Here is a 9,016-nt window from a genome sequence, read left to right as displayed (position 1 = left end):
AGATGGCTAAAGAAAAGTTTGAGCGTACAAAACCGCATTGTAACGTCGGCACCGTTGGTCACGTTGACCATGGTAAAACCACGCTGACCGCTGCAATCACCAAAGTTCTGGCAGAAGCAGGTGGCGGTGCCGCTACCGATTTCGCCGACATCGACAAAGCACCGGAAGAGCGTGAGCGCGGTATCACCATTAACACCGCCCACGTTGAATATGAGACCGAAGGTCGCCACTATGCGCACGTCGACTGCCCGGGCCATGCTGACTATGTGAAAAACATGATCACCGGTGCGGCTCAGATGGATGGTGCGATCCTGGTTGTTAACGCTGCTGACGGCCCGATGCCGCAGACCCGCGAGCACATCCTTCTGGCGCGCCAGGTTGGCGTTCCGGCCCTGGTTGTCTTCCTGAACAAAGTTGACCAGGTTGACGATGAAGAGCTGCTGGAGCTGGTTGAAATGGAAGTTCGTGAGCTGCTGAGCTCCTACGACTTCCCGGGTGACGATATTCCGATCATCGCCGGTTCCGCCCTGGCGGCTCTGGAAGGTCGCGACGACAACATCGGTAAAGAGAAGATCCTCGAGCTGATGAAAGCCGTTGACGAATACATCCCGCAGCCGGACCGTCCGGTTGACCAGGACTTCCTGATGCCGATCGAGGACGTGTTCTCCATCTCCGGTCGTGGTACCGTTGTTACCGGTCGTGTTGAAACCGGTAAGGTGAACGTAGGCGACGAGATCGAAATCGTTGGTATCCGTGACACCCAGAAAACCACCTGCACCGGAGTTGAAATGGTCCGTATGCTGCTGGATAGCGGTGAAGCTGGCGACAACATCGGCGCGCTGCTGCGTGGCGTTGGCCGTGAAGATGTAGAGCGTGGCCAGGTTCTGGCCAAGCCGGGTTCCATCACCCCGCACACCAAGTTCAAGTGCGAGTGCTACATCCTGACCAAAGAAGAAGGTGGTCGTCACACCCCGTTCTTCTCGAACTATCGTCCGCAGTTCTATTTCCGTACCACGGACGTTACCGGTTCCGTCGTCCTGCCGGAAGGCACCGAGATGGTTATGCCGGGTGACAACATCACCATGGACGTTGAGCTGATCGCTCCGATCGCCATGGACGCAGGTCTGCGTTTCGCAATCCGCGAAGGTGGCCGCACTGTTGGCGCTGGCGTTGTTGCCAGCATCAGCGCTTAAGTTATAGAAGGTTACGTAGGGGTATAGCTCAGTTGGTAGAGCGACGGTCTCCAAAACCGTAGGCCGTGGGTTCGAATCCTACTGCCCCTGCCAGTTCTGCAAGGTTGACCGGTCAGATTTTTCAATCTGACCGGTTGACTTAGGAAGTCAAGCCGCTTAGAGGTGTCTGCCTCTGGGCGGTAATAGGTCGAAGGTACATGGCAAAAACATCACCTGCTAAGTTTGTTCGTGAAGTCCGTCAGGAAGCTAAAAAAGTGACCTGGCCGACCCGTAAGGAAACCGGTGTTGCGACACTGATGGTGTTTGTCATGGTGACATTCATGTCCCTCTTCTTCCTTTTTGTCGACTGGGTGATCTCTTCCGGGGTCCAGTTGATCATCGGCTAAAAGATTAGCCGGTTTTTTGAATAACCCATTTGGGGTGGAGAATTAAGTTGGCTAAGCGTTGGTATGTCGTTCATGTCTATTCCGGCTTTGAGAAAAAAGTCGCGGAATCCATCAAGGAGCAGGTGGCTGCTGCCGGTATGGAAGACCTGATTGAAGATGTTCTTGTGCCGACTGAAGAAGTGACGGAAATGCGCCGCGGGCAAAAAGTCAGTGCAGAGCGCAAATTCTTCCCGGGCTATATCCTGGCCAATATGGAGATGAATGACCTGTCCTGGCATCTGGTTTCCAATACGCCGAAGGTGACCGGTTTCCTGGGGAGTGGTAAAAAGCCGAGCCCGATCAGCCAGAAAGAGGCCGATCGGATCTTGCATCAAGTTCAAGAAGGCGTTGAGCGGCCGAAGCCCTCCGTCTCCTTTGAAGTGGGTGAGCAGGTTCGTGTCAGTGATGGCCCGTTTGCTTCCTTCAACGGTCTTGTTGAAGAGGTGGATGAAGAGCGTGCGCGCTTGAAAGTAACCGTGTCGATCTTTGGTCGTGCGACACCGGTTGAGCTGGAGTACGGTCAGGTGGATAAACTCTGATTTTTAGGAGTTTGAAACCAGGACTTTACGTTTCGGTTTTTGTCAAGTAAAAGACGACCTTCAAATTTATGCGGGAGATGATCCTCAAAGACCTGGGGCATCGTACCGCGTAACGTACTCGGAAAAGAGAGCGATATGGCTAAGAAAATTGCGGGCTACATTAAGCTCGAAATCCCGGCCGGCCAAGCGAACCCGTCGCCGCCGGTTGGTCCTGCGCTGGGTCAGCGCGGTATTAACATTATGGAATTCTGTAAAGCCTTCAACGCGGCAACTCAGAGCCTGGATGCTGGTACGCCCACTCCGGTTGTGATTACCGCCTATGAAGATCGCAGCTTCGACTTCGTCACCAAGACTCCGCCGGCATCCTTCTTCTTGAAGAAAGCCGCTGGCGTGAAAAAAGGTTCCGGCGAGCCGAACAAAAACAAGATCGGTAAAGTGACCCAAGCTCAGATCCGCGAAATCGCAGAAGCCAAGCTGAAGGACATGAATGCTGTGACCGTTGAAGCCGCTATGAACTCGATTGCTGGTTCTGCGCGCTCCATGGGTCTGGAAGTCGAGGAGTAAGGGATATGGCGAAGATCGGTAAGCGCCTGAAAAAGGCCTACGAAGGTATCGACCGCAACGCCCTGGTCGCCCTCGAAGAAGCTGTTAAGGCTGTTAAAGCCGGTGCCACTGCAAAGTTCGATGAAACCATTGAGGTTTCTCTGAACCTTGGCATCGATCCCCGTCACGCCGACCAGCAGGTCCGCGGCGTTGTTGCTCTGCCGAACGGCACGGGCAAGACCGTTCGTGTTGCTGTGTTCGCCCGTGGCGACAAAGCTGAAGAAGCGAAAGCTGCTGGTGCCGACATCGTTGGTGCGGAAGACCTGATGGAACAGGTTCAGGGCGGTATGCTGGATTTCGAACGCTGCATCGCGTCTCCTGACATGATGGCGGTTGTTGGTCGTCTGGGTAAAGTGCTCGGTCCGCGTAACCTGATGCCGAACCCGAAGCTGGGTACCGTTACCCCGAATGTGGCTGACGCTGTTAAGGCTGCCAAGGGCGGTGAAGTTCAGTTCCGTGCGGAAAAGAACGGCATCATCCACGCCGGCGTCGGCAAGGCCAGCTTCTCTGAAGAGCAGTTGGTAGAAAATGTGCGTGCTTTTGTTAAAGCGATCCAGGCGGCTCGTCCGTCCGGCGCCAAAGGCACCTACATGAAACGCGGTGCGATTTCTTCCACCATGGGCCCGGGTGTCAAAATTGACCTCGCGTCTGCGCTGGAAACCGCATAAGCGTTTCATGCAAGAGTTTGTGGCCGGGTTCGCCCGGCCGCAAGCAGGGAAGTAACATTCCCTGCAACCTGTCCAAGACTGTGTGGTGACCTTGAGACGGATTTCCGTCAAGGGGCTTAAAAATGAAGAGCCGCCAGTAGATAGGTGGAAAGGTATTCTCAAGACGGGCAACCGTCTGGAGCCATTCCTCCGGGCAGGAAAGGCGGATCGGGAACATGGTTGTTTCCGGTCTAATGTTAGAACCGGCCGTTAGCTTCTTTCATGGGGCGCGGCCAAAAAGCGGAGACGATCAGTGGACCGTTCAAAAAAGGAAAAGCTGGTCGCCGAGCTGCACGAAACTTTCTCCAATGCCAGCCTGGTTGTTGTAACCCAGCAATCCGGCCTGACCGTTGGTGAGGTTTCGGAACTTCGGACTCAGATGCGTGAGGCGGGTGCCGGTTTCAAGGTAACCAAAAACACCCTCGCACAGCTGGCTCTGAAAGGTACTAAGTTTGAGCATCTGGCCGACCAGTTCACTGGCCCGACTGCAATTGCATTCTCTGATGATCCGGTAGCGGCCGCTAAGGTTTCTGCTGAATTCTCCAAGAAGAATGAAAAATTGCAGATCGTCGCTGGTGGCATGGGCGAACAGGCACTTGACGTGGACCAGGTACAGGCCCTCGCCAAATTGCCGTCGCTCGACGAACTGCGCGGCAAGATCGTTGGCGTCCTTCAGGCTCCGGCCACGAAGGTTGCAGGCGTTCTTCAGGCACCGGCTGGCCAGTTGGCCCGCGTTTTCAGTGCCTACGGTTCCTCAAACTAATTTTTTGCAGTTTGGATACCAACTTAGTTTTTATGCCTAGGAGTTAATACAATGGCTGATCTCGATAAGCTCGTTGAAGAGCTGTCTAAACTGACCGTTCTGGAAGCTGCAGAACTGTCTAAGAAACTGGAAGAAGAGTGGGGCGTTTCTGCCGCTGCACCGGTAGCTGTTGCTGCTGTTGCTGGTGGTGCTGATGCTGGCGCCGCTGCTGAAGAAAAAGACTCTTTTGATGTTGTTCTGGCTTCTGCCGGCGACAAAAAGATCAACGTGATCAAAGAAGTTCGTGCGATCACCGGTCTGGGTCTGAAAGAAGCGAAAGAATTGGTCGAAGGCGCTCCGAGCCCGGTCAAAGAAGGCGCTGCTAAGGCCGAAGCCGAAGAAATCAAAAAGAAACTGGAAGAAGCTGGCGCAACCGTCGAGCTCAAGTAAGTTTCTTTGCTGCCCCAGGGCAGCGAGCGTACAAGAGGGGCGCACCTGTTATGGTGTTGCCCCTCGACGCGCCTCTGGTTTCGGAGGCGTTTTAGGCTTTCTACATGGGGCCTTCAAAAATCCATGTGAGACAGCCCGGATCAACGGGCGAGACGTTAGGTGACGAGGAACACAATGGCCAAGTCGTATACGGGACGGAAAAAAATTCGTAAAAGCTTCGGACGTCTGACTGAAGTTGCCCAAATGCCGAACCTGATTGAGGTTCAAAAGACTTCCTACGACGCTTTTCTTCAGGAAGGTGTTGTTGCCAATGACCGGAATGATGTCGGTCTCCAGGAAGTTTTCAAAGGCGTATTTCCTATCAAGGATTTTTCAGAGCGTAGCCAGCTCGAATTCGTCAAATACGATCTTGAACAGCCGAAATACGATGTTGAAGAATGCCAGCAGCGCGGTATCACCTATGCAGCGCCGCTGAAAGTCACCCTGCGCCTCGTCGTCTGGGATGTTGATGAAGATACCGGTGCCCGTTCCATCCGCGACATCAAGGAGCAGGACGTCTATATGGGCGACCTGCCGCTGATGACCGCGCACGGTACCTTTGTGATTAACGGCACCGAACGTGTAATCGTTTCCCAGATGCACCGGTCCCCCGGCGTGTTCTTTGATCATGACAAGGGCAAAACCCATTCTTCTGGTAAATACCTGTTTGCCGCCCGTGTTATTCCTTACCGTGGTTCCTGGCTCGACTTTGAATTTGATGCCAAGGATCTGATGTATGTCCGTATCGACCGTCGCCGGAAACTGCCGGTGACCACGCTGCTGATGGCGCTCGACAATGAAGAGACAGCCAAGAAGCGCGCGAAAGCTGTTGAAGCGGGCCAAGATTTCGATCCGGTGAATGCGGTTGGCATGTCCCCGGAAGAGATCCTGAACTATTTCTATGGCCAGGTGGTTTATTCCCACACGGCAAAAGGCTGGAAAACCCCGTTCTCCGAAGCACGCTTTAAAGGCGTCAAACTGGAACGGGACCTGATTGATGCGCGCTCTGGTGAAGTGGTTGCCGAAAACGGCTCCAAGATCACCCCGCGCACGATCAAGAAGCTTGAAGAAGCCGGCCTGAAGGATGTTGTAGCCTCCGAGGGCGAGCTTTTGGGCCGCTATCTGGCAGAAGACATGATCAACGAGACCACCGGTCTGGTGTTGGCGGAAGCCGGTGACGAAATCACCGAAGATCTGCTGGAAACCCTGCTGGATAACGGTCACAAGAAACTGACGACTCTGGCAATTGACGATGTTGCTGTTGGTCCGTATCTGCGCAACACCGTTATGGCGGACAAGAATGAAAACCGTGACGATGCGCTGATCGACATCTATCGCGTCATGCGTCCGGGTGAGCCGCCGACATTGGATACCGCGGAAGCGCTGTTCAACGGCCTGTTCTTTGATTCCGAGCGCTATGACCTCTCTTCCGTTGGTCGCGTGAAGATGAATTCCCGCCTTGGCTTTGGGCAGGACGGTGTGCCGGATACCCAGCGGACGCTTCGCAAGGAAGACATCCTCTCCATCCTGCGCATCCTGATTGACCTGAAAGACGGCAAGGGCGAGATCGACGACATTGACCATCTCGGCAACCGTCGTGTCCGTTCAGTCGGCGAATTGATGGAAAACCAGTACCGTGTCGGTCTGCTGCGCATGGAACGTGCGATCCGCGAACGCATGAGCTCTGTTGATATCGACAGCGTCATGCCGCATGACCTGATCAATGCAAAACCGGCTGCGGCTGCGATCCGTGAGTTCTTCGGGTCTTCCCAGCTCAGCCAGTTCATGGATCAGACCAATCCGCTTTCTGAGGTTACGCACAAACGCCGCCTGTCGGCGCTTGGCCCAGGCGGTCTGACCCGTGAGCGCGCCGGCTTTGAGGTTCGTGACGTTCATCCGACTCATTATGGTCGTATCTGCCCGATTGAGACCCCTGAAGGTCCGAACATCGGTCTGATCAACAGCCTTGCGACCTTTGCGCGTGTGAATCCCTATGGTTTCATCGAAGCACCCTACCGTAAGGTCATTGATGGTAAGGTGACCGATGAGGTGATCTACATGTCCGCCATGGACGAAGGCCACTACACAATCGCTCAGGCGAACGCGCCTGTGACTAAGGACATGCGTTTCGAGGAAGATCTCGTAAACTGCCGTGCCCGTGGTGACTATCTTGTGGCCCGTGGCGAAGATATTGACCTTGTTGACGTCTCTCCGCGCCAGCTGGTATCCGTGGCAGCAGCCCTGATCCCCTTCCTGGAAAACGATGACGCGAACCGTGCTCTCATGGGCTCGAACATGCAGCGTCAGGCGGTTCCGCTGCTGCAGGCTCAGTCTCCGCTGGTCGGTACCGGCATGGAAGCGCGTGTTGCAAAAGATTCCGGTGTTGCCATCGTTGCCAAGCGCTCCGGTGTGGTTGACCAGATCGACGGTACCCGTATCGTGATCCGGATGACCGAGACCACCGAGGCGCATGAATCCGGTGTTGATATCTACAACCTGATGAAGTTCCAGCGTTCCAACCAGAATACCTGCATCACCCAGCGTCCGCTGGTGAAAGTCGGTGACCGGATCGAAGCGGGCGACATCATCGCGGACGGCCCGTCTACCCAGCTTGGTGAATTGGCGCTTGGCCGGAACGTGCTGGTCGCGTTTATGCCGTGGAATGGGTATAACTTTGAGGATTCCATCCTGATTTCCGAAAACATCGTGAAAGACGATGTCTTCACCTCAATCCATATTGAGGAATTTGAAATCATGGCCCGCGATACCAAGCTGGGTCAGGAAGAAATCACCCGTGACATTCCCAACGTCGGTGAAGAAGCGCTGAAAAACCTCGATGAGGCCGGTATTGTCTATATCGGTGCCGAGGTGAAAGCCGGTGACATTCTGGTCGGTAAGGTGACCCCGAAGGGCGAAAGCCCGATGACCCCGGAAGAAAAACTGCTGCGGGCGATTTTCGGTGAAAAGGCATCTGACGTACGTGACACCTCCTTGCGTGTTCCGCCGGGCGACCGTGGCACCGTTGTTGAGGTCCGTGTCTTCTCCCGCCGGGGTATCGACAAGGACGAACGTGCGTTGGCGATCGAACGCGCTGAAATCGAACGTCTCGCGAAAGACCGCGATGACGAAAAAGCGATCCTGGAACGTTCTTTCCGTAACCGTTTCCTGGAAATGGTTGACGGCCAGAAAATCGCCAGCGGCCCGTCCGGCATGGACAAGGGCGCAAAATTGAATGAAGAGCTGCTGGATCAGTTCACCACCGTTCATTGGCGCCAGATCGTGCTTGAAGATGAAGCTGTTAACGATGCACTGGAATTGCTGAAGAAACAGTTCGACGATTCCATTGCACGTGTGAATGACCGCTTTGACGATAAGGTTGACAAGGTTCAGGCTGGTGACGAGTTGCCGCCGGGCGTGATGAAAATGGTCAAAGTCTTCGTGGCTGTGAAGCGTAAGCTGCAGCCGGGTGACAAAATGGCCGGCCGTCACGGGAACAAAGGTGTGATCTCCCGCATCATGCCGATCGAGGATATGCCGTATCTGGAAGACGGTACCCCGGTTGACATCGTTTTGAACCCGCTTGGCGTTCCGTCCCGTATGAACGTGGGGCAGATTCTTGAAACCCATCTGGGTTGGGCATGTGCCGGTCTTGGTCTGCAGATCAACGATGCATTGAGCGTTTATAAGACCGACGGCAATGTGGAAAGCCTGCGTGGCGTGATCGACGGTGCCTACAGCGACGAGGCGATCTCCGAACAGCTGAAAGGCTATGAAGAGAAAGACGTTGTTGAACTGGCAACCAACCTGTCCAAAGGGGTTCCGATCGCAACGCCGGTATTTGATGGTGCGCGTGAGGAAGACATCAACAAATGGTTGGAACGCGCTGGTCTCAACACCAGTGGCCAGGCCCGCCTGATTGATGGCCGTACGGGCGAATATTTCGACCGTCCGGTAACGGTCGGCTACATCTACATGCTGAAACTGCATCACCTTGTCGATGACAAGATCCATGCACGTTCCATCGGCCCGTACAGCCTGGTGACCCAGCAGCCGCTGGGTGGTAAGGCACAGTTCGGTGGTCAGCGTTTCGGTGAGATGGAGGTCTGGGCTCTGGAAGCCTACGGTGCCGCCTACACCCTTCAGGAAATGTTAACGGTTAAATCCGATGATGTCTCCGGTCGTACCAAGGTTTACGAATCCATCGTCCGTGGCGACGATAACTTCGAAGCCGGTATCCCGGAAAGCTTCAACGTTTTGATCAAGGAACTTCGGTCCCTTGGCCTGAATGTGGATCTGCATCAGGACGAGATTTAAGGGC

8 protein-coding genes and 1 tRNA gene are annotated in these 9,016 nt (G+C 54.7%); all 9 read left to right on the top strand.

Annotation, left to right across the window (positions count from 1 at the left end):
* The first annotated feature begins 2 nt into the window (after nt 1-2).
* The 9 genes from tuf (at nt 3) to rpoB (ending at nt 9,012) form a co-directional block, all read left to right on the top strand.
* Nucleotides 3-1,193 (top strand): elongation factor Tu, encoded by a 1,191-nt coding sequence (gene tuf / locus DFP90_RS02705; protein WP_115934862.1) that lies wholly within the window; start codon nt 3-5, stop codon nt 1,191-1,193.
* A gap of 17 nt (nt 1,194-1,210) precedes the next feature.
* Nucleotides 1,211-1,286: transfer RNA gene (locus DFP90_RS02700), tRNA-Trp, on the top strand.
* A gap of 104 nt (nt 1,287-1,390) precedes the next feature.
* Nucleotides 1,391-1,579, top strand: coding sequence for a preprotein translocase subunit SecE (secE, locus tag DFP90_RS02695; RefSeq protein ID WP_115934861.1), 189 nt, complete (start codon nt 1,391-1,393; stop codon nt 1,577-1,579).
* Between the two features lie 47 nt (nt 1,580-1,626).
* Entirely contained in the window at nt 1,627-2,157 is a 531-nt protein-coding gene (gene nusG, locus DFP90_RS02690; protein WP_115934860.1) for a transcription termination/antitermination protein NusG, read from the top strand.
* Between the two features lie 135 nt (nt 2,158-2,292).
* Nucleotides 2,293-2,721, top strand: coding sequence for a 50S ribosomal protein L11 (rplK, locus tag DFP90_RS02685; RefSeq protein ID WP_115934859.1), 429 nt, complete (start codon nt 2,293-2,295; stop codon nt 2,719-2,721).
* Between the two features lie 5 nt (nt 2,722-2,726).
* Nucleotides 2,727-3,428, top strand: a complete 702-nt coding sequence (rplA, locus tag DFP90_RS02680; protein ID WP_115934858.1) for a 50S ribosomal protein L1 — start codon at nt 2,727-2,729, stop codon at nt 3,426-3,428.
* 292 nt (nt 3,429-3,720) lie between these two features.
* Nucleotides 3,721-4,230: a 50S ribosomal protein L10 gene (rplJ, locus tag DFP90_RS02675; protein WP_115934857.1), complete on the top strand. Its 510-nt coding sequence runs from the start codon at nt 3,721-3,723 to the stop codon at nt 4,228-4,230.
* Between the two features lie 51 nt (nt 4,231-4,281).
* On the top strand, nt 4,282-4,659 hold the full coding sequence (gene rplL / locus DFP90_RS02670) for a 50S ribosomal protein L7/L12 (RefSeq protein ID WP_115934856.1): 378 nt from the start codon (nt 4,282-4,284) through the stop codon (nt 4,657-4,659).
* 174 nt (nt 4,660-4,833) lie between these two features.
* The gene (gene rpoB / locus DFP90_RS02665) at nt 4,834-9,012 is read left to right on the top strand and encodes a DNA-directed RNA polymerase subunit beta (protein ID WP_115934855.1); all 4,179 of its coding nucleotides are present in this window, start codon (nt 4,834-4,836) and stop codon (nt 9,010-9,012) included.
* Nucleotides 9,013-9,016: the final 4 nt, after the last annotated feature.

This window comes from Aestuariispira insulae, assembly GCF_003385955.1.
Taxonomy (GTDB): Bacteria; Pseudomonadota; Alphaproteobacteria; order UBA8366; family Aestuariispiraceae; genus Aestuariispira; species Aestuariispira insulae.
The sequence above is the reverse complement of the archived record's forward strand: the minus strand, read 5'-3'. Positions and strand labels throughout refer to the sequence as shown.

Coding starts and splice junctions, on each gene's coding strand:
- rplA (WP_115934858.1), top strand. CDS start 2,727: ATGGCGAAGATCGGTAAGCGCCTGAAAAAGGCCTACGAAGGTATCGAC.
- rplK (WP_115934859.1), top strand. CDS start 2,293: ATGGCTAAGAAAATTGCGGGCTACATTAAGCTCGAAATCCCGGCCGGC.
- rpoB (WP_115934855.1), top strand. CDS start 4,834: ATGGCCAAGTCGTATACGGGACGGAAAAAAATTCGTAAAAGCTTCGGA.
- rplL (WP_115934856.1), top strand. CDS start 4,282: ATGGCTGATCTCGATAAGCTCGTTGAAGAGCTGTCTAAACTGACCGTT.
- secE (WP_115934861.1), top strand. CDS start 1,391: ATGGCAAAAACATCACCTGCTAAGTTTGTTCGTGAAGTCCGTCAGGAA.
- tuf (WP_115934862.1), top strand. CDS start 3: ATGGCTAAAGAAAAGTTTGAGCGTACAAAACCGCATTGTAACGTCGGC.